Raw genomic sequence first — 24,595 nt, 5'->3', positions numbered from 1 at the left:
AATCCTTTAGACCCCGATCAGGACTTCCGTCGCAAGCCCCTTTAGCCGGGGCAGAGTGCGACCGGCAGCGGCCCGGGCGCCAGCGAGGGAGGCGGGCATGTTGGGAACGATCCTGGGCTATGACGAGAGCGAAGGTACCGGCGCCATCTCGGCCGACGACGGCGCACGCTACCGCTTCAGCCGCGCCGACTGGAAGAGCGGGGCGGGACCGGCCGCGGGAGCGAAGGTCGATTTCGAGACGGCTGACGGCGCCGCGCGGGAAATCTATGCGGTCGGGCCGGCCCCGGCTCGCCACTCCTCCGCGCCGCCGGGCACGCTGCTGCCGCCACCACCGGCCGTGGCCAAGGCAAGAGCGCTGTTCACGAGCTCGCTCGCGACCCCGCTCGGCCTCGTCGTGCTGATCGCCTGCCTGATGCCGGCGCTCAGTTCGCCGATGATGAGCGTCTCGCTACTCGGCCTCGGCGATCTTCCGATGCTGAGCGGCATTGCCGTCCTTTCGGATGCCCCTTCCGCGGCCGGGCTGTCTTCGCTCCAATCGGCGCTCGTGCTCCGCTTCGCCGCCCCGCTCGCCGCGCTGTGGTTGATCTGGTGCGCGTGGACCGAAAGGCCGCTGCGCTTGCCGATGATCGTCACGGGCGGATCGGCGATGCTCGCGGCCGCGCTCGTCTTCCTCTTCAAATGGGCGATCCTGGCCGCGGTCGGAGGCATGGCGGCGGACACGATCGGCGCTCTCGTCCGGATCGGCCTGGGCACGTGGCTGCTGCTCGCCGCCGGGGGGGCGCTCGTCGCGGCGGGCTTCGGCCGCCTGCGCAACCCGCTGGCCGGGAAATGAAGCGCACCCCCGCCCGCATGGGCCGCAGCCGCCTATCGGTCGCCGCCCTAGCCGTCACTGCCCTGCTCGCTGGCGGTCCGGCCCTCGGCCAGCCCGGCTCGCGCCTGCCGGTCGCCGAAGGCCTGTGGGTCGACACCGGCACCGCCTGCGAAAGCGCGACCCAGGCCTATGTCCATCGCGGCAACCGCTTCGGCCATGTCTATTTCTACGGACCCGATCGAAGCATGGGCCCGTCGCTGGAGGTCGAGGAGGTCGGCCATGTCTCCGACGGGCGCGACGGATTCACGGTCGTGAACGACGGACCGATCGAAGTGGCGGCCGGTCGCGACCGGCAGATGATCGTCCGCGCCTATTCGCTGGTCGAGGGCGAAGTCTGGCGGGAGACGCTTCGGCTCTGCTCGCTCGAGTCCTTTTCGCCGCGGATGCGGGCCGCGCTGTCGCCTTATGCCGTCGCGGAGACCGGAGAGCGGTCGCCGAATCCGCCGGGCGATGCACAGCGCTGGCAGACCGCCCGCGTCGCCGAAGGCGGGCTGGGAGCCTATGTCGCCGGTCCGCAGGCCGTGCCGGTGACCGTCTTGCGCTGCGAGGGAGGCACGGCGGTCCTCCATCTCAACCTCGCCGGCCTGTCCGCGACCGCACCGCAGGCGGTCGAGTTCGTCGGCTCGGCCAGTGGCCGTCGCGCGGGCCTGACCGTCAGCCGGAACCGCCAGACCGGACATTGGTCGGCCGCCGCGGGTGCGGAGGTGATCGGCCTGCTCGCCGGCACGGACCCGTCGGCCGAATTGAGGATCGCGGGTCGTGCGCTCGCCAGCTTGTCGCTCGCGGGGTCGAGCGCGGCGATCGGCCAGGCGCTGTCCGACTGCCCGTCGGAAGCGGGCAGAGCCGCGGCGACGACGGCAGCCGCGTCCGGCGTCGCGCCGGCGCCGCCCTTGGGGCTCGTCCCCGGCCACTATGTCCAGGAGGGCAGCCCGTGCGGCCGGCCGGAAGGCGGCGTCTTCTATTATGACGGGCGCCGCTGGGGACTGATCTATCCCGAGAACGGCCTGGAGGCACTGGCACCGGTGGGGCGGCCCGTCCGGACCGGCGCCGGCTGGGAGATGGAGGACGGCCTCCTCGTCGAAATGCTTTCGCCGACCCGGATGCGCTGGACCTATGAGGAAACCGCGCCGCCGATGCGCCTCTGCCCGGCCGCACAGATCCCGGCCGGCCTGCGGGTCCCCTGACCAGGCGCTGATCCGGCGACGCCTTGTGCGCCGGGCACGCTGTCCCTAATCTGGGCGCTCCTTGGCGGGGAGCGGCGCCAGCTTGGCGAACGGGGCGGAAACGACAGTCGGCCAGGCGCTTCGGCACGGCGCGCGGCTGCTGCGAGACGATGCCGGCCTGGCGGCGGAGCAGGCGCGGGAGATCGTCCGCGCCGCTCCCGACAGCGCCGACGGCTGGCGGCTGCTCGGCGCCGCGCTTCGCCGGCTGGGCGACGATGAGGAAGCGTCGGACGCGGAGCTGCGGGCGATCGCCGCTTCGGTACGCGATCCCGGGCTGATGCAGGCGGCGACCGCTTTGGTCGACAACGATCTGCCGACCGCCGAAGCGATCTTGCGACCACACCTCAAGGCGAAGCCGACCGACGTCGCCGCGATCCGGATGATGGCGGAGCTGGCGGCGCGGGTCGGCCGGCTCGGCGATGCCGAGAATCTGCTTCGCCGCGCCCTCGAACTGGCGCCGGCCTTCGCCGCCGCGCGTGCCAATCTCGCGACCGTGCTCTACCGCCAGAACAAGCCGGTCGAGGCATTGGCCGAGCTCGACCGGCTGGAGGCGGAGGCCGGCCCGGAGATCTCGCAGCAGAATCTGAAGGCCGCGGCCCTGGGGCGGCTCGGCAGCTACGAGGAGGCGATCACCCTCTATCGGCAGGTGCTGGACCGCCAGCCGATGCAGCCGAAGATCTGGATGAGCTACGGCCACATGCTGAAGACGGTCGGCCGCCGGGACGAGGGCATCGCCGCCTATCGCCGCGCGATCGCGCTGGCGCCGGCCCTGGGCGAAGCCTGGTGGAGCCTTGCCAATCTGAAGACCGTGCGACTGTGCGGCGCCGACATCGCCGAGATGCAGGCGGCGCTGGAGACGCCCGGCCTGTCCGACGAGGACCGCCTCCATCTCCATTTCGCGCTCGGCAAGGCCCATGAGGACGAAGGCGAGGCACGCGCCGCCTTCCGCCATTATGCGGAAGGCAACCGGCTCCGCCGCACGCAGATCCGCTACGATCCGACCGAGATAGTAGAGCATTGCCGCCGCTCGGAGGCCCTGTTCACCGCGGACTTCCTCGCGGCCGGCGCCGGCGCAACCGCGCCCCGGCCCGAGCCCGGCAACGCCGCGCCGGATCCGATCTTCATCGTCGGCCTGCCGCGTTCCGGGTCGACGCTGGTCGAGCAGATCCTCGCCAGCCATCCGCTCGTCGAGGGGACGATGGAGCTGCCCGATCTGCCGGCGATGGTGCGCCGGCTTGCCGGCCCCGAGGCTCGCGGCGGGCGGAGCCTCTATCCCGATTGCCTGGCCGGAATGGACGGCGAGGCGCTGCGCGCGCTCGGCGCCGAATATCTCGAGCGCACCCGGATCCAGCGCCGGACCGACCGGCCCTATTTCATCGACAAGATGCCCAACAACTGGGCGCATGTCGGCCTGATCCGGCTGATCCTTCCCACCGCGAAGATCGTCGATGCGCGCCGCCATCCGCTCGCCTGCGGCTTCTCCAACTTCAAGCAGCATTTCGCCCGGGGCCAGGCCTTCGCCTACTCGCTCGAGGAGATCGGCGCCTATTACCGCGACTATGTCGGGTTGATGCGGCATTTCGACCGTGCCGCGCCCGGCATGGTGCACCGCGTCATCCACGAGCGGCTGGTCGAGCATCCGGAAGGCGAGATCGCCGCTCTGCTCGATTTCCTCGGCCTGCCCTTCGACCCTGCCTGCCTCCGCTTCCACGAGACCGAACGGGCGGTGCGCACCGCCAGCTCGGAGCAGGTCCGCCGGCCGCTCAGCCGAGACGGACTGGAACAGTGGCGGGACTATGGGGCCTGGCTGGGACCGCTCAAGGCGGTGCTCGGCGACATCGTCGAGGCCTATCCGGAGGTGCCGGAGAAATAGAGGCTGTCGGTCGCTGCGCCGGTCCTCCCTCCCCCTTGTGGGGAGAGAGTTTGATGGCGCGTCACCGATCAAGTGCTCCTCCCAACGAGGATGACGGCCTGACCCGGCACCGTGACAGATTTGCCACGTTGCGGCCGTGCAATCGTCACGGCACCGAAATCAATTGACCGGCTTCCGGAAGCGGCACACCTTCATTCGTGTCAGTAGGCCTCCCGGGAGCTGCCCTATGCGCCTGACGTCACGATCGGAATGCCGCCCTGCCCTGCGGCGCCTTGCCCTCCCCCTCCTCGCCACGACGATGCTGTGCCCGGCCGGCGCGGCGCTCGCGCAGGACCAGCCCACGCCGACGGCCGAGCCGGCGAGCCGGGCCCGCGACGACGACGTCAACATCATCGTCACCGCCACCCGCCGCGCGGAGAATCTCCAGGACGTGCCGGCGGCGATCACCGCCTTCGGCAACCAGACGCTCGAGCAGCTCCAGGTCGACAATTTCGGCGATTATGCGAGGCTGGTTCCCAGCCTGTCCTCGAACCAGCTCGCGCCCGGCTTCAACCAGGTCTATTTCCGCGGCGTCGCCAGCGGCGAGAACGCCAATCACTCGGCTTCGCTGCCCAGCGTCGGCACCTATCTCGACGAGCAGCCGATCACGACGACGACCGGCGCGCTCGACGTCCACATCTACGACATCGCCCGGGTGGAGGCGCTGGCCGGTCCGCAGGGCACGCTCTACGGAGCATCGAGCCAGGCCGGCACGATCCGCATCATCACCAATCAGCCCGATACGTCGAATTTCTATGGCGAGGTCAACGGCGAGCTCAACAACGTCGCCCATGGCGACTGGGGCTATACGATGGAGGGGTTCGTCAACGCGCCGCTTGCCGCCAACGTCGCGCTGCGAGTCGTCGCCTGGTATCGCCACGATGCCGGCTTCATCGACAACATCCCGGGGACCATCGTCTTCCCGATCAACCAGTTCGACGATGACGGCAATCTCGTCGACCTGCCCGGCGACGACATCAGCTTCTCGAACGACGAGTTCGTCGAGGAGGATTATAACGACGTCGATACCTATGGAGCGCGCGCAGCGCTGCGGATCGAGCTCGACGACAGCTGGACGGTGACGCCGCAGATCATGGCCCAGCGCCAGCGCAGCAACGGCTATTTCGGCGACGAGAGCGGGCTGCGCGAGTTCCAGGTCCAGCAGTATAATGACGAGCGCAGCAACGACCGCTGGTATCAGGCGGCGCTGACCGTCCAGGGCCGGATCGGCAATTTCGACCTGACCTATGCCGGCGCCTACATGCAGCGGCAGATCGATACGCGCTCCGACTATGTCGACTACGCCTATTTCTACGACGTCCTCGCCGGTTACGCGCAATATTTCTACGACAATGACGGCAACCAGGTGAATCCCAACCAGTATATCGTCGCCGACGACAGCTTCACCCGGATGACCCACGAGCTTCGGGTCACCTCGCCGGCCGACCGGCCGGTGCGGCTGGTGGCGGGCGCTTTTTACCAGCGCCAGACCCACAATATCGAGCAGAACTACATCATCGACGACATCGCCGACGCGATCACCGTGCCCGGAACCGAGAGCGACATCTGGCTGACCAAGCAGCTGCGCGTCGACCGCGACTATGCCCTGTTCGGCGAGCTCGCCTGGGACATCGTCCCGGCGCTGACCCTGACCGCGGGCGGGCGCCTCTACCGCTACGACAATTCGCTGCTCGGCTTCTTCGGCTATAGCGACGGCTTCAGCAGCAAGACGGGCGTCGCCGGCTGCTTCGGCCCGGCCGAGGTGGAGGGATCGCCCTGCACCAATCTCGACAAGAGCACCGCCAATACCGGCTTCATCCACCGGCTCAACCTCACCTACCGGCTCAGCGAGGACGCCCTCGTCTACGGCACCTGGTCGCGCGGCTACCGGCCCGGCGGCCTCAATCGCCGCGGCACGCTGCCGCCCTACGACGCCGACTTCATCAACAATTACGAGTTCGGGCTGAAGACGAGCTGGCTCGACGACCGGCTGACCTTCAACGCCGCCATCTACCAGCTCGACTGGGACAATATCCAATTGTCCTTCCTCGGCCAGAACGGCCTCACCGAGATCCGAAATGCCGGCAATGCCCGCATCCGCGGCGCCGAATTCGACCTGTCGGCGCGGGCGGCGCGCGGCCTCACCTTCTCGCTCGGCGGCTCCTATAACGATGCCGAGCTCACCGAGGATTTCTGCCGCGTCGCCAACGATGCCTTCGACTGCGACCTGTACATCGACATCGACGGCGACGGCGAGAACGACAATGCCCTGCTCGCGCCCTCCGGCACCCGGCTGCCGCTGACCGCTCGGTTCAAGGGCAATGCCCGCGCCCGCTACGAATTCCCAATGGGCCCGACGATGGAGGGGCATTTCCAGCTGAGCGCCGCCTACGAGGGTCGGCGCACCCGCGACCTGAGGACGCTGCAGCGCGAGATTTACGGCGATCTCGACGACTATTTCACCATGGACCTCAGCGCCGGCATCGAGAGCGGCGCGTGGACCGCGCAGATCTTCGCCCGCAACCTGTTCGATGCGCGCCCGGAGGTGGGGCGGTTCATCCAATGCCTCGAGACGACATGCGGCGACCCCGACAACGTCACCGCGAGTGGCGGCAAGGTCTACACCATCGTCGGCCGGCCGCGGACCATCGGCGTGAGGATCGGGCGGCGATTCTAGGAAGCCGAGGCCTTAGGCCAGCACCGGGTGGTGCCGGCGATCGTCGATCTCGCTTGTCCTCAGCGACGCGCAGACGGCGTGGATGGGCTCGGCGAAACGAGGAATGGGGGGTCGCATAGGGCCATGGGCTTCGGTGCCAATCGACCACGCCCCTTCGTCCCGAGCGTCGTCGAGCGGCGCGCCTCGGTCGTCGATGCAGGATGCCCGGCGCTTTTCGCCTCTCCTACTCCACCGGCTTGTCGCCGCCCGCGGCGCCGCCTGATGCCTGGGCCGGCGGTGCGGTGGTCGGCGCCGGCGGCGGCGCGCGGTCGCCCGAGACGCGGTCGACGGACTCGAACCAGACCATCTCCACCCGCCAGTTGCGCTCGGCCGCGGCGGAGAGGAAGCTCTGCTGCCAGGACGGCCCGCGCGAGCCGATCGGCGGCGCGACGACGTCCGCTTCGAATGGGCCGGAGCCGGAGATCAGGATGATCCCCGACCAGCCCTGGTGATCGAGATCGATGTTGAGCCGGTAGCGGCCATTGCCGTCGTCGGTGATCGGCAGGCCGCCGCGCGCGCGCGACTGCTCGAGCATCTGCTGGAAGGCGCCGCGATCCGGGAACAGGGTGGTGATCACCCCCGACGGCTCGATACCGAGAATGGCGAAATCGGCGGCGCTGTCGGCGAAGTTGAAGCTGATCACCGCATTGGCCGCCTGCTCGCCGGCATAAGGCATTCCAGGGGGCTGCATCCGCATCTCGAAGCGCGGCGCCGGCACCGACAAATGGGTCGCCTCGCTGGCGCGGGTCTGGCGGTAGGTATCGAGCGCGGCGCAACCCGCCGGCGTGATCGGGGCGACGTCGCCGAAGTCGATCGAAGCGCCGGTGAGGTTCGCGCCTTCGAGCGCCTGGCCGAGCTCGCGCTGCGCGGCGGCGGAATCGCCGGCGACGCCGCGCATCGCGACGCGCACGCCGTCGCCGGAGCGCTGGACGTCGGCGACGTCGAGCCAGGTGCAGCCGACCGACGGCAGCGCCGAGTTGATCGCGGCGCGCGCGCGCGCCACCGGATCGCCGCTGTCCGCGACCTCGCCGCTGTCATTGGCGGCCTCGTTGCCGTCGGCCGGGCCGACCGAGACGGCGTCGCGGAACATGTACCAGATGCCGGCCGCGACGAGCAGCACGAGGAGGACGAGGCCGCCGAACAGCAGGCCCTTGGGCATGCCGCCGCCCGCGGGCCTCGCCGGCGCCGCGACCGCATCCCCCGGCAGCGGAGGCGGCGGCGGCGGGGGCGGCGGGGCAGCGGCGCCGCCGAGACGCGCCAGCACCTCGTCCATCGAGCGGATCCGCTCCTTGGGATCGGGCCTCAGCATGTCCTCGATCAGGCCGCGCAGGCTGCCCGGCACCGCCGACAGATCGGGGCCCTTGCGGCGCTTGTCGATCGCATCGACGAGCGAGCCGCTCATATTGACATTCTTGCCCTGGGCGACGGCGAGGATGACGAGGGCGAGGCTGTAGACGTCGGTCCACGGGCCGACCTCGCGTCCGAAATCGCCGAGCTGCTCGGGGGCGACATAATTGAGCTTGCCCGCGAATCCATCGCCGACGATCGTCGCCGAGCTGGCGTCGAGATCCTTGGCGATGCCGAAATCGATGATCTTAGCCTGGTGGACGTCACCTGCGGGAAGCAGGACATTGTCCGGCGACATGTCGCGGTGGATGGCGCCGAGGCGGTGGGCGGCGGCGAGGCCGCCGGCGAGCCGCTTGAGCAGCCCGGCCAGCTCCTCCGGCGTGCGCTCCACCTTGCCGAGCACCTCGCCAAGCTCGGTGCCTTCGATGAACTCGGTGACGATGTAGAGGACGCCGAGCTGCGGCTCCTGGGCGAGCACGCGATAGCTGACCAGCGCCTCGTGCTGCAGCTTGGTGAGGGTGCGCGCCTCCTTGCGGAACATGGCGACGACCTTCTCGTTCGCGGCCATCGCCGGCAGCATCACCTTGATCGCGACCCGCTCGTCGGTATTGACGTTGCAGCCTTCGAACACCTCGCCCATGCCGCCGCGGGCGAGGAAGCGCTTCACCTCGAAAATGTGGTTGAGGACGTCGCCTTCCTTGATCGGCCGCGCCCCCTCACGCGGGACGAAGGCGGCGCCGGCGGCGGTGCCTCCGGAAGCGGTGGCGGAGGGATCGGCCGCCGCCGCCGGGGCGACCACGGTCGCGTCCGCCGGGGGCGGAGGCGCGGCGGCCGGCTCGGCCGGAGGCGGTGCCGGTTCGGCCGGAGGCGGCGCAGGCTCCGCGAACGGAGATGTCCCCTCGGCCGCCGGGGCCGGCTCGCCGGCCGCGGGCGGATCAGGCTCGGCGAAGGGCGAGGCCTCCTCGCCCGCCGGCGGCGTCTCCCCGGCGGCGGGTGGAGCGGGCTCGGCGAAGGGCGAGCTCTCCTCGGGCGTCGGCGTGGGCTCGGGCGCAGGCTCGGCCGGGGGCGCCGGTTCCTCGCCCGCGGACGGCGTCGCCGGCGGGGCGGCATCGGGCAGCGACGGCATGAACACCGTCCGCTCCTCGCCTTCCTCCGGGGCCTTCTTGTCCTTGTCGTCGCTCATGCTCTGTTACCGATCGGATAATGACAACATTGTCGGCTCGCTCGCCCATACCGCCACGACCGTGACATTGTCCGGCGCGCCATTGGCCAAGGTGAGATCGACCAGCGCCTCGGACGCCCGCTCGGGCGTTGCGCGGGCGAGCAGCCGGGCGATATCCTTCTCCTCGACATAGCCGTGGAGGCCGTCGCTGCAGAGCAGGAAGACGTCGCCCGGCTGCACCTCGCCGGTGACCGTGTCGATCTGGACCTCGTCGCGGACGCCGACGGCGCGGGACAGGATATGGCCCATCGGGTGATTGATCGCATCCTCGGCGCTGAGCAGCCCGCGGTCGACCATCTCCTGGACCTGGCTATGGTCGCGGCTCAGTTGCTCGAGCGTCCCATTGCGAAGGCGGTAGGCGCGGCTGTCGCCGACCCAGACGATGGCGTAGCGCTGGCCCTGGACGAGTAGCAGCACGATCGTGCTGCCCATCTGCCGCTCGCGGCGGCGGGCCTCGGTCAGGATGACGGCATTGGCGGCGCGGATCGCCTCGGCGAGCGCCGCGCAGGCGGCCTCGAAATCCGCCGGCAGGTCGACCGCGTCGAGTTTTTCGACCAGCCGCGCCGACGCCCATTCGCCGCCCTCATGGCCGCCCATGCCGTCCGCCACGGCCCACAGCCCACTCTCCTCGCGGGTGCACAGGCTGTCCTGGTTCTGGCTGCGCACGCAGCCCTGGTGGGTCTTGCCGAAGCTTTCGATCCGGAACGGGACGAGCTCCACGGGCGCCGCCTTATTCACCGCAGGAATCGCGGCCGCACGCAAGATCGGCCGGCAAGCGGCGACGCGCGCACCCTCGGCGCTCGAAGCGGAAGCTCGTTCTCGGCATTGCGGTCCCCCGGCTGATCAGCCCCGCCATCTAAGCACAGCTTGGCACGGCGATAAAGCGGCACTTCCTTCGCGCCCGCAGCCGGGCTAAACGAACGCACCCATTTCTCAACCAGCGGGATTTGCAATGAAGCTCCTCACCTCCGCCCTCGCCGCCTCCGCCTGTCTCGCCCTCGCCGCCTGCAATGGCGGCGGCGGCGCCGAGAACAATGCCGCCAATGCCGATGCCGGCGCCAACGAGGCGGCCGCGACCATGGCCAACGAAACCGACCCGACCGGCAATGCGGGCGACGCCGCCTCCGGCAAGCCGGCAGGCAACGAAGCCGCCCCGGCCGGCGACGAGGCGGGCGCCCCTGCCGTCGACAAGCCCGCCGCCGACACGGCGACCGAAGCCTCCGCCGAGGGCGAGGCAGCGCCGGCCGGCGACAAGCCGCAATAAGCCGTCGAGGGGACACAGAGGGGCCGGTCCGCGCGACCGGCCCCTCTTTTCGTGCCGGCTCACGGGCCGGCATTCGAACCGGCACTGGCACCGGCATTGGGACCGCCATCGCCGTGTCGCCGCGCTTGACAGGCGCCCTGCCGCCCCCATATGCGCGGCTCCGCAAGCCAATTGGCCCCTTCGTCTAGCGGTCTAGGACGTCGCCCTCTCACGGCGAAAACACGGGTTCGAGTCCCGTAGGGGTCACCAGCCTTTGCAAAGGCTGAGCGAGATATTGGTCGCCCTCGCGGCTCATCCCCGATACGTCCCCGATATTCAGCGCTGCTGCGGCGGACGCGGGCAGCCATCATAGGCAGCTTTCGCCGGTTGACCGACGCGGGATTCTCACACGCGCGCCGCTATTTACGCAGGGACGCACTCATCTCTGCCTTGGGGGCAAATCGCGAAAGACGGCGGCTGTCTGACCATTGCGGCCGTTATCGCCCTGCCTAACGATCGCGAAAGCAGTCGCATGAAGAAGGCGCTCGTTCAGCAGAGCAACTTGGCGAGCTGGGACTCTGTTCGCTGTCCACCTCATCCGCCCGGTCCGCTTCGGCGAAAGGTATCACCCATTCGACCGGGGCGCTGGATCGCAGCCGCCCGCCCGGTTATGCGAAGGGCGCATGCGGGGTGGGGAATGAAGAGATACTGTGTTGCATTGTCGGCGTTAGTCGCGATGGCCATTTCGGCCCCCGGGCTCGCCAGTTCCTCTTCCCCGGCGGACCGGATCGACGCCAACCTTCGCGAAGCGGAGGCTACAGGGCGGTTTTCAGGCGTGGTCCTCGTATCCGATCGAGGGCAGGTCATTTATGAGGGGGCCTTCGGACAGGCCAGCCGCGAGTATGCGCAGCGCAATAGCGCGGAGACGCAGTTCAACCTCGCATCCGTGAACAAGTCGATGACCGCGATCGCGGTGATGCGCCTCGTCGAGGCCGGTCGCCTCCAACTCGACCGCAGCGTTGATACCTGGCTTGGTGACCGGTGGCTGTCTCGCGACATCGCGCGGCGGGTCACGATCCGCCAGCTCCTGTCACACACCTCCGGTCTCGGCGACTATCTCGAAGATGCCGCCTCGACGCCTTGCTCCACGCCTCTGCGAGTGCTTGCCGATTATCGGCCCTTCATCGCACGCGCGCGATTGAATGCCGAACCAGGCACGGTGTCCGACTATAGCAACCTGGGATATCTTGTTCTGGGCGCACTTATCGAGGAAGTGACGGGCGAGGCGTTCGACACCCATTTGCGCCGCACCTTGCTGGTGCCGCTCGACATGGCTCGGACTCAATCGGTCGACCTCGACTATGGGTATACGCGACTGGCGCAGGGCTATGTGCGCGAGCCGTTGGTTCCGCTCAGAGGCGAGCTTTCGCGAGAGGAGGCAGAGGCCCATCTCGCGCGCACTGGGGTCCGATGGCGCAACAACACCCATCGGTGCGCTCGCCCGGGCACCTCGGCGGGTGGCTACTATTCGACCGTTGGCGATCTCCATCGCTTTGCCCGCGCGATTCAGTCAGGTGTCCTGGTTCGCGCCGAAACGCTCGCCGAGATGCGACGCGCGCAGAATGCAGACAATCCAAATTACGGTCTAGGTTTCACCACGCGGGGCGGGCACATCGGCCACTCGGGGGAGATCACGGGCGCCGAGGCGCGCTACCGTATCCTGCCGGACGGCCACATCGTGATCGTCCTGTCAAACGTCCAAGGTGGCGTCGGTGTGGCTTGGGATCGTATCGAGGCGGCACTCGGCGCAGCCAGCAGGCAAACTTCTGCGGATGTTCGCTGAGTCGCGGAAATAAGGCGCATGTGGGGGCTGTGGCGGCGGTCGCCGTCCGAGGAAGACCCAAGTTCCGGCAAGTCCGGCAGTCCGGGGGACACCAGTCCTAGGGACACAATACTCAATTCGCCTCAACTGCTTCCGCTCCGGCTTGGGTCGATGGCCGGTCAATAGCCGAAGGAGGAGCCGTCCCAATTCAGCATCATGTCCCCGGAACTACGCCGGAACTACGGAACTACCTCGAGCGACAATCCCGCGCTAGCGGACAGCCCGCCATCCATCGAGCGGCATGATCGTGCCGCAGGACGGGCCTTTGTCCTTGGCGCGGCCGGGCAGGCGGCACTCCAGCACGATTCCCGCGAGCGCATCGTCCAGCAATCCGGCTGGGATGTCATGGATGTCGATCTTCGCGCGACGGCTCCAGTGGGAGCTTCGGTCGCCGGCCTGTGTGCCGACGGCGATATAGACGAAACGTCGCTCGGCGCCTTCGCGGCGAACGAACCCGCCGGTCAGCTTCAGCCCCGGCCTCACCCGCACCGGCACCTCGAACGAGAGCGGCCCTTCACCTGCGACGACCGGGCCGACGGGCGTGCTCTTGCCGTCCTGGAGGCTGTAGCTGACGCCGGGAACAGGATCTTCGATCGTCAGCCTGAGCGCGATCACTGGCTTGGTCATGTCCCGCTCCCCTTTCACCGGGCAAAGGCAGAATGCTTCGACGGCTCGCCGCCCGACATACCCGCGACGTCGCTATGACGTTGGCGCGACATCACGAGATCCCTGTCGGCGGTTTCCATCGGCGTCGGATCGAAGCACGCCGATACTCCTCACGGAAGAGGTCCGGCAGCCGCCGGTCGCGGAGACGACCGATGCGCAGCGCCGGGGAACGATGCGCGCCTTCGTGCTCAGCCCATCAGCACGACGTCCCAGCGATATTTGCTCGGATCGGCCGGATCGCGCGCCGCGACCGAAGTGCCGGCCTCGGCGCCCAGCGCGCGATAGAGCGTGTCCCTGGCATGTTCTTCGGCATCTTCCGGAAAATACATCTGGGCGACCGACCGGTGCGTGCGCCCGCGCAGGTCGAAATGGAGATGCGGCGGGCGGTGGCCGATCGGGCTGTCGTAGCCGCCGGGCTTGATCGTGACGATCCGATAGGCGCCGTCGGCACCGGTGCTGAGCGCCGCAAAGCCCTGGAAATCGGGATCGAGCGGCTCGGTGGCTGGGTCGCTCTCATGCCTGTAGCGCCCGGCCGCATTGGCCTGCCACAATTCCAGCCGCGCCCCCGCGATCGGGTTGCCCCGCAAGTCGAGCACTCGGCCGGTCAGCTCGATCACCTCGCCCCGCGCGCGATCGGCATGGCCGGCGAGCCGGGTCAGGTCGGCGTCGTTCTCGGCGAGCGGATTCAGCGGATAGAACGGTCCCAACGGCGATTCCGCGGTCGAGCCGAGACGCGGCAGCCTTTCCTGCCCCGCGAGCGCGGGGCCCGCCACCAGCAGCCCGGCAGAGGCGATCGCGCCCTGAGCGAACAGGCGCCGCGACAGCAGGCTCCCGTCGTGGTCCGTCGATCCCTGATCATGGTCGTGTCCGCGCACCGTCATCTGCCCCTCCCCCAAAAGGAAAGCGATACAGGCGTCGGCGACCTTCCCGGCGCGGGCAGGGATGCTGCACCACGCCCAGATGCGAGTCAAATGGTCCGCGCGCGCGTATGGCTATCTGGCGGAGTAGGTCACGGCCTCGATCTTGTGACCGTCCGGATCGCGAACGAAGGCTCCGTAATAATGGGCGTCATAGTCCGGCCGCAGCCCCGGCGCGCCGTCGTCGCTGCCGCCATGTTCCAGTGCCGCCGCGTGGAAGCGATCGACCATCGAACGGTCCTCGACGGCGAAGGCGATGTGCGTGCCGTTGCCGACCGTGGCGGGCCTTCCGTCGATCGGAACCTGCACGCTGAAGTGAAAGGTGCCGCTTCCGTAACCCAGCCCGCCCTCGTCCTCGGCCATCGGCAGGATTCCGACGATGGGCAGGACGGCGTCGTAGAAGCGCTTCGAACGCGCGACATCGTTCGTCCCAACCGAAACATGGTGGATCATGAGCTCGCCTCCGTTTCGACCTTGTCCGATAACGGCGGCTCTCGCGCTTGGCTCCCTGGATGCCGTCCTCGGCCCCTCCCCGCTCCGTGACCGAGTCGGGAACACGTCGCCGGTGATGGTGACGCGAGGGTCGCTTCAGCCGAGCCGCCCCGACGCATGACTCGCGCCGGCTCTCCTCCCGGGCGCGGGCCGAGGGAGACGACGGATCAGGGCCGCTGCCTCGGGCGTGGGCGGGCGCTCGACACGCCGGTATTCGCGTCCGTCGATCGTGCGGCTGAGAAGCCCCATCTGGCAGAGAGTGCGGCGAATGATGGCGTGGTCGCCGAAGAGATGCAGCGCGTTGATCTCAGCATTCGCCTCGCCTTCGGTCATGACGCGCTCGGACGGAAGGCGCGACCACAGCGCCCACAGGCAGAGCGCCTGGACGCTCGTCTTGGCCGGCCAACTCGTCAGACGGCCTTCGGCGTCGAAGAAGCCGCCGGCCCGGGCTACCGAGCCCCCATCGACAGACCCGGCACTCGCGGCCGCGCGTTCATCGGTGCGCCGCGCGCGCAAATGCTGAAAATTGCGGTGGCCGCTGGCGCGGGCGAGCATGTTGAGCATCTCGACATGGCTTGGCACGACCTTGCGGCCGGCCAGCTGCGCCCGCAGCGATTTGGCGAGGGAGGACATGTCGGGCGTAGCGAACGGGATCAGGTCACGGGGCACATCTGCTCTCCTTGCGTGCCGTGTCCCTCATCGGGTGTCGGTGGTCACCGGCTTGCGACGCGGCACGAGAAGAGTGCACATCGACCATGATCGTGTAGCAGGTCTAGCTCCCCCGAAGGGGCGGTGACGCCTGGGCTTGCTGCTGGCCCTGCAGAGCCATAACTCGGCCTATCGTCATAAGCAATCGGCCTGGGCCGAAAGGCGGTGATGCAGCGAACCGTCCGCAGAGCAGGATAGCGCGCGATCAAGGTCGCCCTACCGCTTCCTCGGGAGCCTGACGAGGAGACCACTGAGGATCCGTGCGGACGATCCGATGCGCCAGGGCCAATGACAGCAACCCCAGCGCCAGGGTCGCGCCCGCCAGCGCAGGATAGCCGCCAAGCTCGATCGCCCGGCCGCCCGCGAAGCTGCCGACCGCTATGCCGATATTGGCGGCGGAGATGTTGAGCGCTCCCGCGAAGCTCGGGGCCGCGGGCGCGGCCGCCATCACCCGCACCTGACAAGAGACGAAGCCGGCCGCGTGCGCGATTCCCCAGATCAGCATTGCGACGCCGATCGTCCATGCGCCCGGCATTGCCGCCACGGCCAACCAGGCGGTAGACGCGACGACCGCGAGCGCCACGCCGTGCGTGGCCGGCAACGCCCATCGGGCGAGCACGCCGGCGAGCCAGTTGCCGATGAGGCCCGCAGCCCCGAAGCCGAGCAGCGCGAGCGTGACGGCGTCCGCTTCGAGGCCCGCGCGGCCCAAGAGCAGCGCGACATAGCTGAAGCCGGTGAACATCGCCGCGAACAGCAAGGCGGAAAGCAGCAAGTGCGCCCGCATGGATGGACAGGCAAGGAGTCGCCAGGACGAGCCGCGCCTATCCGTGGGCTCGCTGTCCCCCAGCGCGAGGCAAGCGGCAGCGACGAGCAGCGCCACCGCGCCGATCGCAGCCATCGGCGCCTCCCAACCAAGCCGATCGGCGGAAAAGGTGCCGATCGGCGGTGCGAGCGTCGCCCCGACCGTCACCCCGACATACAGGAGCGCAACGCCGGTGCCGGTGCCCCTCGCCCTCGCCATCTGAGCGCCTGCGAGGCTCATGAACAATGTCAGGGCCGCGCCTTGCATGACGCGCAGCACCGCCGCCGCGGCGAAGGTCGGGAACGGGATCAACAGCAGGCTTGCCGCGAAAGGCACCAGCGCGGCCGCCAGCATCGTCGACGTGCTGAACCGAGCCGTGGCGGCTACCAGCACCGGGCCGAGAAACGCCGAGCCGAGCGCGAACAATGTCACCAGAAGGCCTATACGGCCCGGCGAGAGTGCAAGCTCGGCCGTCATGGCAGGGACCAGGCCGACGACCACGAACTCGGCTGCCACGACCACTGCCGCACCACAGGCCAGCAGCGCAATGGCGCCAGCCCTCACGCGTTCGCGCCGTTGTCCACGAGAATGGATGTGCCCGTCACCGCTGCCGCTTCCGGCGAGGCGAGATAGGCGACCGCGGCGGCAACATCGTCCGGCGTGCCGAAACGCTTGGACGCGGTCCGCGCGACCTGGGCCCCCGAGGATTCACCGGCAGCGGGATTCATGTCGGTATCGGTGGATCCGGGGTGGACCGTGTTCACGGTGATCCCGCGCGGCGCCAGGTCGCGCGCCAGAGCTTGGTTCATCATGGCGAGCCCGGCCTTGCTGGCCGAATAGGCGGCGAGCCCCTCGTGCGGCGCCTGGCTGGCGAGATTGCTGCCGATCCCGATGATCCTGCCACCCTCGCTCATGTGCGGCAGCACGGCACGGACCGCGACGAATGCCGCGCGCAAGTTCACGGCCATGGTTGCGTCGAAATCCTCGAGGGTGAGCGATTGGACGGGCGCCGCGACGAAGATACCCGCATTGTTGACGAGGATGTCGATCCCGCCGAACGCACGTGCCGTCTGCTCGACGGCGGCCTCGATGGCCCTCGCCTCGCGATTGTCGGCAGCGATCGCCAAGGCCCTCCGCCCCTGTCGCTCGACCTCGGCCGCCACCTGCGCAGCCGCCTCGGCCGATGCAGCGTAGGTGATCGCCACATCGGCGCCTTCGGCCCCGAGCCGACGCGCCACCGCGGCGCCGATGCCCCGGCTGCCGCCCGTCACCAATGCTCGCTTGCCCAACAATCGTGCCATGCCCATCTCCATATCTGTAGTGATCGATACAGATATGTGTCGCTTGGCGGATCAGGTCAAGATGAATATATATCGATCGTTACAGAAAGGAGCGGAAATGGCGGAACGAGGGCGACCACGCGGGTTCGATCGCCGCGAAGCGCTCGAACGGGCCATGCGGCTTTTCTGGAGCAAGACGTACGAAGGCGCGTCGTTGACCGACCTTACCGACGCGATGGGGATCAATGCGCCGAGCCTGTACGCCGCCTTCGGCAGCAAGGAGCAGCTGTTTCGAGAGGCGGTGGAACATTATGCCGAACATCACGGCATCGAGATTTGGCGCGCGCTCGAAGAAACGCCCGATCCGCGCACCGCGATCGAGCGCTTCCTGCTTGCAACGGCACAGGCTTATTCGATGCCCGGGGAGCCGCGCGGATGCCTGATCGTGCTCGGTGCGCAACACGGCACCGAGGGCACGAATGCCGCGCATCGCGAGCTGCGAGGACGACGCCGCGACAATCTGCGCCAGCTCGCCGATCGCCTCGCCCGCGCCGTGGCCGAAGGCGAGCTTGCGGAGAATTTCCCGGTGCGGGAAGCGGCGGCCTTCTACCTCAGTGTCCAGACGGGCATGTCGGTGCTCGCGCGCGACGGCGCCGATCGCTCCACGCTCGAGGCGGTCGCGCGAGCTGCCATGCTCGGCTGGGACCATTGGTGCGGCAGCCAAGGGCAGCCGTGAACCAGATGGGCAGTGACTCGCCGGAGGCGGCCTCAGGACCTCTGCGCGTTCCACCCGAGCGGGTGGCACGCTCATCCTTCCGGCGTTTCCGGAACTCGACAGGCTAGGCCCGGGGCGCGGCGTTCAAGTCAGCCTCGCGGGAGAGAGCGCGGCTCAGCCGCTCGTTGTTGAGCCTCCAGTTGCGGAGATGGGCAAAGGCGAGGAGGATGCTGCCGGCGATCGTACAGCCCGTCTCGACCAGCCAGGACGAGCCGGCAAGCGATCCCAGCCCCAGTGCCCCAAGCCCGATCGCGCCCACGAGCGCGGGCTGGGCGGCGCCGTGAAGCCTGTACCCTCTGGCCATCGCCCAGCCGCTGACCGGCACGGCGAAGAGAAATGCGATCAAATGGAACGCCTCGGGGAGGCTGAGAAGCGTCGTCAGGGCCGGCGCGAAGGCGACGACGACCGGCAGGAACAGGCAGTGGATCAGGCACGCGGCCGACGCACCGACCGCGAGAAGATCCGCCCAGCCTCGGGCGATTGAGGTACGGATGATCATCATTGCCTCTCTGGCGAATGTTGGCGAGGAAGGATCGTCGGACGGAAGGCAGCGACATCATGGCGATGCGCGGCCGAGAACGCGTCCCGACGCGGCATCGACGTCGATCCACACGACCTGTCCCTCGCGCAGATATTTGAGGCGATATCTCCGCGTCCGCGGATCATATTCGGAGCCGATGTGCCGCAAGCCCGCCGTCTGCGCACGCAGACGCTGAAGGATTTCCGGGAGGGGAAGCACCCTCCCGGCCGCCGTGTCGCGCTGGAGAAAGACATGGTCGGGCACCTGTCCCATGGCCGCCGAGGCCACGCATAGCATCAGCAAGCCCGCCGAGGGGCCGAGCGTCGGCTTCATGAAGTCCCTCCCTTGCCGCGACAGGTCCGGCAGCGGCCGCGACACTCGATCGCATGGCTGCCGGGAGAGAAATTCTGTTCCCGGGCGCGCCGGTCCAGCTGCGCGATCATGGATGTCAGATCGATCGTCAGGCAGGTCTGGCACCGATCGCACAGGAGCAGCCCCCAGAGCCGAACGCGCGGATCGGGCGACAGGAGGAAGCGCTTCCAGCTCAGGACCGGGACGACCAGTCCCGCCGCCTGCAGAGCCTGCAGGCAGCGATAGACACTGGCGAGATGAGCCCGGCCGCTTTCCCGTCGCAGCCGGTCGAGCAGATCATAGGCGCCGACCGGCGCGCCGGCGCGCCAGGCGCCTTCGAGAACGGCGCGGCGCATCCGGGTCCAGATCATCCCCTGGCGCTCCCCTTCCGCAAGATATGCCTCGAGCGGCAGGCGGCCGCCCGGGCTGCCCGCTTCGGCCATGGTCGCGGATCCCGCGGCTAGAAGCTGAAACGGGCGCTGATCCGCAAGTCCCGGCCGGCCAGGGGAACGAAGTCCTTGGTGAAAGAGGCGTGCCGGCGCGCATCGACGTCGAAGATGTTGTTGGCCGACAGTATCAGGACAGCCTCGCGCTGCCGGCCCCAAGGCCGCCACGCCAGCGAGGCGTTCACCAGCGTATGGCCGTCGGTGGGCGTCTCGAGCTGAGCCACCCGGTCCTGATCGTCGACCCATTCCACGTCGACGCGGCCCGTCAGCGCGTCCGACCCGGCCTCGAGGCCGGCGAGCAGTCGAAGCGGAGGAATGCGCGGAGCCGGGCCGCCTTCGTCGATCGTCGCGCGGACATAGTCGGCAACCAGATCGCCGCTGATCGTGAAGTCGCCGATGCGGAACAGGTCGGCGGAGGCCTCGGCCTCGAAACCGTAATAGCGGGCGTCGCGCTGGAAATATTGGAAGACCGGCAGCTCGTCCTCCTCCTCGCCCGTGGCCGACTGGTAGATATAGTCGTCGAACCAGTTGGCATAGGCGCTGGCGCGCAGCCGGACCGGGCCCGCCTGCGCACGGACATAGGCTTCCAGGCCCCAGCTCTTCTCCTTGTCGAGCGTCGGGTCGCCGAGCTCGAAGGCCTGCGTCGCGATGTGGGGCCCGTCCGACAGCAGCTCCTCGGCAGACGGCGCGCGCTCGGCACGCGACGCGTTGATGCCGATGCGAAGCCGCTCCGACGGAACGTAGGCGGCCCCGACGGCCGCCGAGAAGGCGTTGAAGCTGCGGTCGAAAGCGACCGCGTTGGAGCGGATGTCGCTATGCTCGTACCGCGCCGCCGACTCGATCTCGACGCTGCCGAGGGAGACCTCCTGCAGGGTGAACAGGCCGATCTGGCTGGTCTGGTTCGGCGGGACGAAGGCTTCTTCGCCGATCGCCTCGAAGTCGCGTACCAGCAGCTGCGCTCCGGTGACGCCGCGCCAGCCGCCGCGGGCGGCCTGGACGAGCTCGAGCCGTCCCTCCATGCCTTCCGTCCGGAAGATGGTGCCGACCTCGTCCCCTTCGAACTCGGTATGCTCATAATCGGCCGCCCCGAGCCGGATGCGCAGCTGGTCGAGGAAGGTCCCGCCAACCTCGACATGGCCGCGAAGGTCGAGGCGCAGCTGCTCGAGGCCGATCGTCACCGCCTCGTGCCCATGCTCGTGCTCGCCTTCCTCGGGCTCTTCCTCGCCTTCCTCGCCTTCCTCGCCTTCCTCGCCGTGATGGTGGCCGGCGCCCGGCCGCCCCGGAACGCCGTAATCGCTGTCGAACCAGCTGACGGAAAAGCCGAGGCTTCCGCCATCGCGAATCAGCGCGAGCCCGGCGCCGAGGGTCTTCTGCTCGGTCGCGCTGTTCGGAATCCGGCCGCGGCGAGCGGCATTCTCGAGCGCCTCCTCGGCTTCCTCGACATGGCCTTCCTCGAGTTCCTCTTCGGCAAGCTCGAGCTGCTCGGCGCGAAGCTCGGGCGACAGCACGAAGCCGCCGACGCGAAGGTCGTCGGTGTTGCGATAGCTGCCGTCCACGTGAAGAACGAGACCCTCGGCCAGCCTTGCATCGGCGGCGGCGCCGATGCTGCGCTCGTCGGCGGCCGATCCATAGGCGCCGATCACGTCGACGTGGATGCCGCCGTCGGGCACGGCGCGGGGAATGCGCCGGTCGAGCACGTTGACGGCGCCGCCGATCGCCTGGCTGCCGAACAGCAGAGCCGCCGGGCCGTGCAGCACCTCGATCCGTTCGGCAATGAGCGGGTCGATCGTGACGGCATGGTCGGCCGAGGTGTTCGAAGCGTCGATCGACCCTATCCCGTCGGTAAGCACGCGCACGCGCTCTCCCTGAAAGCCGCGCAGGACCGGCCTCGACGCCCCGGGCGCGAACGAAGTCGCCGAGACGCCCGGCAGCCGCGCGAGCGTGTCGCCCAGCTGCGGCCGCATGTCCCGGACGAGGTCCTCGCCGGCAAGGACCGAGGAGCCCGAGAGCAGGCTGAGGTCGCGAACATAATTGCCGGTGACGATGATCGACTGCGACTCCTCGTGAGGAGACGCGGCTACTGAATCCGGGGCTGCGGAAGCCGCGCGGTCGCCGGAACCCTGGGCTGCGGCGCTCTGCGAGAAGAGGGCAATGACGGCAGTGCCGGTGAGGAGAGGCAAGCGAGGCATTGATGGTTTCCGTTCGGTTGGGCGCCTTCGGGCGCCTTGGCCGGTCGCGCCGCACCGGCGCGCCCGCGCTGAAGAAGGGGGAGGTCAGTCGCACAAGCGCGTCTGTCGGCCGAAGCCGCGCAGCGCCGACAAGCACGAGGCAGCGGCTATCCGCCGCTACCGAGGGATCAGGCCAGCGGTGGGCGCAGCAGGGGCCGGAGCATGCGTCCGCCCAATGGCATCGGATCGCCGGCCGGACCGGAAAGGGATGCGGAGAGCGCAACCGGAAGGACGGCCTGATCGGGCGGGAGCATGTAGCCCGCCACCAGTGCGGCGCCACCGTCTGCAAGGGAACCCTGCTTGGCGGCCTTGCGGTGTTCCTCTTCGGCCTGCGCGCCGGCGGCGACGCCGAGGTCGGCGCTGTGCATCGCCTCGGCATGAGCGCTCGCACTGCCATGCTGGCAGATCGCCGCCGCAACCGCCGGCCCATTGGTGACGGCGAGCGCGAACATGATGATCAGGGCGAGCAAATGGCGCACCGTGATGAGATAACATCCACGGCCGGATCGGGCAAGGCGATCCGGAATGCCTCGTCGCTCGCCTGCCGCCGACGTGCCGGAGGCTTTCCGTGACGCCGCTTGGCTTGGCGAGCGGGCTGGCGAGGCGCACCCCCGCCGGACCTCTGTCTCGAGGCTCATCGCCCTGATTCGATACGGAACTTTCCGGCGATCCGGCGACCGGCCGCGCGCCATGGCGCCCCGGCACCCGCGAAAAAACGCAACGGCGAGTTGACTCGTGTTATGTGATATCGTTACCCGACGCCCTCGTTACGCAACGAATGGCATGGGAGCCCACATTGATCGGGGGGAAGAGTATCAGACGCCGGCCGCGCGCGGCCGGTCCATTGAGCCGCGGCAGCCGCGCGCTCGCATGGAGTGCGGCCATCTCTGTGCTCCTGCCGGCGGTCGCCTTCGCGGAGGAGAATGAGGATCCGGCGATCATCGTCACCGGCGTGGCCGATCGGCAGCTGCTGCTCGATGCGCCGACCGACACCGGCAGCCGCCTCGGCCTCACCGCCCGCGAGACCCCGGCGATCGTCGACATCCTTTCGGAAAGGCAGATCCGAGAGTTCGGCGCTCGTACCAATGTCGAGGCGCTGAACCGAGCGCCGGGCGTGACCTCCTCGCTTCCGGCCACCAGCCCCGGCGTCCCGACCATGCGCGGCTTCACCGGCGGCTCGGTCGGCCTTCTCTATGACGGTGTCCGCGTCGCCACGCCCGGCATCTTCTCGCGCGCCAGCGACAGCTGGCTCTACGAGCGGATCGAGATCCTCAAGGGCCCGGCCTCCGTCCTCTACGGCGAAGGCGCGCTCGCAGGGGCGATCAATCTCATCCCGAAAAGTCCACGGCTCGGGAGGACGAGCCTGGCGGCGCTGGCCAGCTATGGCAGCTTCGACACCGTCCGGCTCGCGGGAGACGTCAACCTTCCCCTTGGCGACCGGGCGGCGGTGCGCGGCGTCGGCAGCTTCGGCCGGACGAGCGGGTTCGTGGACGACACCGATTCCGAACTCCTGGCCGCAAGCGTCGGCCTTCTGCTGACACCGGCAGATCGGCTGACCATCCATGTCGCGGCCGACTATAACGAGGACGACTATGACACGGCGGACTATGGCACGCCCCTGATCCCCGCCGCCGTCGCCCGCAATCCCTCCAACGCGGCGACCGGGCCGGGCGGCCTGGTCATCGACCGGGCGCTTCGCGACACCAATTTCAACGTCGCCGACGGCGTCCTCGACTCGCAAACCCTGTGGCTGAGGTCACGGCTCACCTACGAGCTCAGCGATCAGCTGACGCTCAGCAATCATCTCAGCAGATTTCATTCGGACCGCCGATTCATCAACGCCGAGATCTTCAGCTACAACAGCGGGACCGGCCTGATCGACCGCACAACCGGGATCATCACCCACGACATCGACTATCTGGTCGAGCGCCCGTCGATCAGCGGCGACGTCGAGATCGGAGGCCTGCGCAATCGATTCGCGATCGGTGCGGAGTTCAGCAATCTCGAATTCGCCACGCGGCGCTACTTCTCGACCACGACCTCGGTCGATCCGTTCGCCCCGGTGCGGGGCACCTTCCCCGGCGGCAGCGGCGCCCCCCTGCCGCCGATCAACTCAACCGCACAGGTGAAGGTGAGCTCGGTCTTTGCCGAAAATGCCCTCAACCTCACGCCCGAATGGCTCCTCGCCGGCGGCGCCCGCTACGACTGGATCGACTTCTCCCGCCGGATCGCGCCGGCGACGCAGATCGACCGCGACTATGGCGCCCTCTCCTGGCGCGTCGGCACCGTCTACGACGTCCTGCCCAAGGTCCAGCTGTTCGCCCAGTACAGCCGTGCCATCGTCCCGGTCGGCAATTTCCTGCTGCTCTCGCTCGCCAACGCGCGCTTCGATCTCACGACCGGGGAGTCGGTGGAGGCGGGACTCAAGAGCAGCTTCTGGAACGATCGCATCGACCTCACGCTCGCCGCCTACCATATCGCTCAGGACAATATCGTCACGCGCGACCCGAACGACCCGACGCTCAGCGTCCAGGGCGGCCGTCAGTCCTCGCGCGGCGTCGAGCTTTCGCTGTCGGCGGCCGTCACCTCGCGGCTCCGGGTCGACGCGAACTGGACCTGGCTGGATGCCGAGTTCGACGAGCTCGTCGAGGCCGGCGGGATCAGCCGCGCGGGCAACACGCCGCCCCGGATTCCTCAGACGGTGGCCAACCTGTTCGCCTTCTACAGCTTCGACTCCATTCCGCTGACGCTGAGCGCAGGGCTGCGCCATGCCGGCGGCTTCTACACCGACAATGCCAACAGCATCCGTGCGAAGGGCCACACGACCATCGACGCGGCGATCGGCTACCGCTTTGCCTTCGGCGAGCTGACCTTGCGCGGCCGGAACCTCACCGATGCCTTCTATGTCGACTATTCGGACGTCTCGACCACCCAGTTCCAGGTCGGTGCCCCCCGCAGCGTCGAAATCAGCCTGCAAACCCGCTTCTGAGGGAG

The 24,595-nt window shown here is 68.6% G+C and carries 21 protein-coding genes and 1 tRNA gene; 9 read left to right on the top strand and 13 right to left on the bottom strand.

Annotated elements, in window-relative coordinates:
- The first annotated feature begins 97 nt into the window (after positions 1 to 97).
- The 4 genes from DDE10_RS07795 (at position 98) to DDE10_RS07780 (ending at position 6,683) form a co-directional block, all read left to right on the top strand.
- On the top strand, positions 98 to 832 hold the full coding sequence (locus DDE10_RS07795) for a hypothetical protein (RefSeq protein ID WP_114952159.1): 735 nt from the start codon (positions 98 to 100) through the stop codon (positions 830 to 832).
- Positions 829 to 2,055, top strand: coding sequence for a hypothetical protein (locus DDE10_RS07790; protein ID WP_162806458.1), 1,227 nt, complete (start codon positions 829 to 831; stop codon positions 2,053 to 2,055). Before DDE10_RS07795 ends, DDE10_RS07790 begins: the two co-directional genes overlap by 4 nt.
- Positions 2,056 to 2,137: 82 nt before the next feature.
- A complete protein-coding gene (locus tag DDE10_RS07785) occupies positions 2,138 to 3,967 on the top strand; it encodes a sulfotransferase (protein WP_114952157.1) in 1,830 nt (609 codons plus the stop codon).
- A 226-nt stretch (positions 3,968 to 4,193) separates the two neighbouring features.
- A complete protein-coding gene (locus tag DDE10_RS07780) occupies positions 4,194 to 6,683 on the top strand; it encodes a TonB-dependent receptor (RefSeq protein ID WP_284734504.1) in 2,490 nt (829 codons plus the stop codon).
- 223 nt (positions 6,684 to 6,906) lie between these two features.
- Here the strand turns inward: DDE10_RS07780 and DDE10_RS07775 are convergent, their stop codons facing one another.
- Both DDE10_RS07775 and DDE10_RS07770 read right to left on the bottom strand, forming a co-directional pair.
- Entirely contained in the window at positions 6,907 to 9,252 is a 2,346-nt protein-coding gene (locus DDE10_RS07775) for a serine/threonine-protein kinase (protein ID WP_114952156.1), read from the bottom strand.
- Positions 9,253 to 9,258: 6 nt separating this feature from the next.
- Complete coding sequence (locus DDE10_RS07770) at positions 9,259 to 10,011, bottom strand: PP2C family protein-serine/threonine phosphatase (protein ID WP_114952155.1); 753 nt, start codon at positions 10,009 to 10,011, stop codon at positions 9,259 to 9,261.
- A gap of 232 nt (positions 10,012 to 10,243) precedes the next feature.
- Between DDE10_RS07770 and DDE10_RS07765 the strand changes: the two genes are divergently transcribed.
- The 3 genes from DDE10_RS07765 to DDE10_RS07755 all read left to right on the top strand — a co-directional run bounded on the left by DDE10_RS07765 (position 10,244) and on the right by DDE10_RS07755 (position 12,377).
- Entirely contained in the window at positions 10,244 to 10,555 is a 312-nt protein-coding gene (locus DDE10_RS07765) for a hypothetical protein (RefSeq protein WP_114952154.1), read from the top strand.
- A 173-nt stretch (positions 10,556 to 10,728) separates the two neighbouring features.
- A tRNA-Glu gene (locus DDE10_RS07760) sits at positions 10,729 to 10,804 on the top strand.
- Between the two features lie 466 nt (positions 10,805 to 11,270).
- Positions 11,271 to 12,377: a serine hydrolase domain-containing protein gene (locus DDE10_RS07755; protein ID WP_162806456.1), complete on the top strand. Its 1,107-nt coding sequence runs from the start codon at positions 11,271 to 11,273 to the stop codon at positions 12,375 to 12,377.
- A 249-nt stretch (positions 12,378 to 12,626) separates the two neighbouring features.
- On the opposite strand, the gene DDE10_RS07750 is transcribed toward DDE10_RS07755, so the two are convergent.
- The 6 genes from DDE10_RS07750 to DDE10_RS07725 all read right to left on the bottom strand — a co-directional run bounded on the left by DDE10_RS07750 (position 12,627) and on the right by DDE10_RS07725 (position 17,302).
- Positions 12,627 to 13,043: a DUF5990 family protein gene (locus tag DDE10_RS07750; protein ID WP_114952152.1), complete on the bottom strand. Its 417-nt coding sequence runs from the start codon at positions 13,041 to 13,043 to the stop codon at positions 12,627 to 12,629.
- Positions 13,044 to 13,270: 227 nt separating this feature from the next.
- Positions 13,271 to 13,963: a dioxygenase family protein gene (locus tag DDE10_RS07745; RefSeq protein ID WP_114952151.1), complete on the bottom strand. Its 693-nt coding sequence runs from the start codon at positions 13,961 to 13,963 to the stop codon at positions 13,271 to 13,273.
- A 111-nt stretch (positions 13,964 to 14,074) separates the two neighbouring features.
- A complete protein-coding gene (locus tag DDE10_RS07740; protein WP_114952150.1) occupies positions 14,075 to 14,452 on the bottom strand; it encodes a VOC family protein in 378 nt (125 codons plus the stop codon).
- Between the two features lie 135 nt (positions 14,453 to 14,587).
- The gene (locus DDE10_RS07735; protein ID WP_114952149.1) at positions 14,588 to 15,160 is read right to left on the bottom strand and encodes a DUF2087 domain-containing protein; all 573 of its coding nucleotides are present in this window, start codon (positions 15,158 to 15,160) and stop codon (positions 14,588 to 14,590) included.
- Positions 15,161 to 15,404: 244 nt separating this feature from the next.
- On the bottom strand, positions 15,405 to 16,565 hold the full coding sequence (locus tag DDE10_RS07730) for an MFS transporter (RefSeq protein ID WP_162806454.1): 1,161 nt from the start codon (positions 16,563 to 16,565) through the stop codon (positions 15,405 to 15,407).
- The gene (locus tag DDE10_RS07725) at positions 16,562 to 17,302 is read right to left on the bottom strand and encodes an SDR family NAD(P)-dependent oxidoreductase (protein WP_114952311.1); all 741 of its coding nucleotides are present in this window, start codon (positions 17,300 to 17,302) and stop codon (positions 16,562 to 16,564) included. Before DDE10_RS07725 ends, DDE10_RS07730 begins: the two co-directional genes overlap by 4 nt.
- Between DDE10_RS07725 and DDE10_RS07720 the strand changes: the two genes are divergently transcribed.
- Positions 17,301 to 18,017 (top strand): TetR/AcrR family transcriptional regulator, encoded by a 717-nt coding sequence (locus DDE10_RS07720; RefSeq protein ID WP_284734503.1) that lies wholly within the window; start codon positions 17,301 to 17,303, stop codon positions 18,015 to 18,017. The two genes, DDE10_RS07725 and DDE10_RS07720, sit on opposite strands and share 2 nt — an antisense overlap.
- A gap of 103 nt (positions 18,018 to 18,120) precedes the next feature.
- Here the strand turns inward: DDE10_RS07720 and DDE10_RS07715 are convergent, their stop codons facing one another.
- The 5 genes from DDE10_RS07715 to DDE10_RS07695 all read right to left on the bottom strand — a co-directional run bounded on the left by DDE10_RS07715 (position 18,121) and on the right by DDE10_RS07695 (position 22,080).
- On the bottom strand, positions 18,121 to 18,555 hold the full coding sequence (locus tag DDE10_RS07715) for a MerC domain-containing protein (RefSeq protein WP_162806452.1): 435 nt from the start codon (positions 18,553 to 18,555) through the stop codon (positions 18,121 to 18,123).
- 57 nt (positions 18,556 to 18,612) lie between these two features.
- A complete protein-coding gene (locus DDE10_RS07710) occupies positions 18,613 to 18,909 on the bottom strand; it encodes a PepSY domain-containing protein (RefSeq protein ID WP_114952145.1) in 297 nt (98 codons plus the stop codon).
- Complete coding sequence (locus tag DDE10_RS07705) at positions 18,906 to 19,370, bottom strand: Fur family transcriptional regulator (RefSeq protein WP_114952144.1); 465 nt, start codon at positions 19,368 to 19,370, stop codon at positions 18,906 to 18,908. Before DDE10_RS07705 ends, DDE10_RS07710 begins: the two co-directional genes overlap by 4 nt.
- A 17-nt stretch (positions 19,371 to 19,387) precedes the next feature.
- A complete protein-coding gene (locus tag DDE10_RS07700; protein ID WP_114952143.1) occupies positions 19,388 to 21,562 on the bottom strand; it encodes a TonB-dependent receptor in 2,175 nt (724 codons plus the stop codon).
- 167 nt (positions 21,563 to 21,729) lie between these two features.
- Positions 21,730 to 22,080, bottom strand: a complete 351-nt coding sequence (locus tag DDE10_RS07695) for a hypothetical protein (protein ID WP_162806450.1) — start codon at positions 22,078 to 22,080, stop codon at positions 21,730 to 21,732.
- A 410-nt stretch (positions 22,081 to 22,490) separates the two neighbouring features.
- On the opposite strand from DDE10_RS07695, the gene DDE10_RS07690 reads away from it, so the two are divergent.
- Entirely contained in the window at positions 22,491 to 24,590 is a 2,100-nt protein-coding gene (locus DDE10_RS07690; protein ID WP_162806449.1) for a TonB-dependent receptor, read from the top strand.
- Positions 24,591 to 24,595 lie beyond the last annotated feature (5 nt).

This window comes from Sphingosinicella terrae, assembly GCF_003347635.1.
Classification (GTDB): Bacteria; Pseudomonadota; Alphaproteobacteria; order Sphingomonadales; family Sphingomonadaceae; genus Allosphingosinicella; species Allosphingosinicella terrae.
Note: the sequence above shows the minus strand (reverse complement) of the source record. Positions and strands in the feature narration are given on the sequence as shown.